This window comes from Microvirga sp. KLBC 81, from assembly GCF_003075415.1.
Taxonomy (GTDB): Bacteria; Pseudomonadota; Alphaproteobacteria; order Rhizobiales; family Beijerinckiaceae; genus Microvirga.
In genome coordinates this window covers 1-1,571 of record NZ_QDAH01000228.1, presented here as the reverse complement: position 1 = coordinate 1,571, position 1,571 = coordinate 1, and the positions used below count along the sequence as shown (strand labels likewise).

Below are 1,571 nucleotides of genomic sequence, written 5' to 3'. Positions count from 1 at the left end.
GCATCCCCGTGCATTTCACCCTCGACCTCAAGGTCCGGGGCTTGGCTCTGGATCAGCTTCAGGGCTTCCCGCATCTTTACAGCCGAAGCTGTCTGGGCGCTACCGAAGCTCGAATGCGACAGCAGTGCCACGCGCGGCGTCACGCCGAAACGCCGGACCTCGTCCGCTGCCAGGAGAGTGATCTCGGCAATCTCCTCGGCGGTCGGGTTTTCGTTGATGTAGGTGTCGGTGATGAACACCGTCTGGTTCGGCAGCATCACCACATTCATGGCCGCCAGGGTGTTGATGCCCGGTTTCCGCCCGACAACATCGGCCACGTGCTTCAGGTGAGTGCCATAAGATCCACACGTGCCGCAGAGAAGGCCATCCGTTTCGTGATGGCGCAGCAGCATCGCGCCGATCAGCGTATTATTACGGCGCATCTCCGCGAGGGCCGTGTTCCGGGCCACGCCCGCGCGGCGCCGGAGTTGGTAATAGTCCTCGGACAGTTCCGCCAGATGAGCCTCGTCGTCAACGCTCACCACCTGATAATCGCGACCCTCGGTCAGTCGGAGACCCAGCTCGCTGATCTTGCCGCGGATGGCTTCCGGACGGCCAATCAGCAAAGGTTCAGCAAGGCCTTCCTCGACCGCCACCTGTACAGCCCGCAGCACCCGCTCGTCCTCACCCTCGGCATAGGCCACCCGCCTCCGCGCCTTCGCGGCTGCGGCAAAGACGGGCTGCATGATCGTGCCGGAGCGATAGACAAAGCCTTGCAGTCGCTCCCGATAAGCCTTCAGGTCCTCGAAGGGGCGTGTAGCAATCCCGCTTGTCATGGCGGCTTCGGCAACGGCAGGGGCGACCGCCGTGATCAGGCGCGGATCGAAGGGCGCCGGGATCAGGTACTCAGCCCCGAACCGGATGTCATGCCGACCGTAGGCAGCCGCGACCACGTCGGACACGTCCTCCTTGGCCAGGGCGGCGATGGCGCGGGTGGCGGCGAGCTTCATCTCCTCGTTGATCGTCGTCGCCCCCACATCGAGCGCACCGCGGAAGATGAAGGGGAAGCACAGGACGTTGTTGACCTGATTCGGATAGTCCGAGCGGCCGGTCGCGATGATGCAGTCCGGACGCACCGCCTTGGCCGCTTCCGGGCGGATCTCGGGCTCGGGGTTGGCGAGCGCCAGGATCAGCGGCTTGTCGGCCATCGCTTGAACCATCTCGGGCTTGAGCACCCCGGCCATGGAGACGCCGAGGAAGACGTCCGTACCCGGCATCACATCGGCGAGCGTCCGGGCATCGGTTAACTGGGCGTAGCGCTCCTTCTGCGGGTCCATGCCCTGAGCCCGGCCCACATGGATGAGGCCCTTGCTGTCAGTAACCCAGACATTCTCACGCCGGACGCCAAGCCCCACCAGCAGGTCAAGGCAGGCGATGGCGGCGGCGCCGGCACCCGAGCACACCAGCTTGATGTCCTCGATCCGCTTCCCAATCACTTCAAGGCCGTTGAGGATGGCGGCAGCCGCGACGATCGCCGTTCCATGCTGGTCATCATGGAAGACCGGGATCTTCAGGCGCTCGCGCAGGCGGCG

General features: G+C 64.9%; 1 protein-coding gene. It reads right to left on the bottom strand.

Annotated features, from left to right (window positions below; translation table 11 throughout):
• On the bottom strand, positions 1 to 1,571 hold a 1,571-nt coding region (locus DC522_RS33400), incomplete at both ends, for a phosphate acyltransferase (protein WP_116532680.1).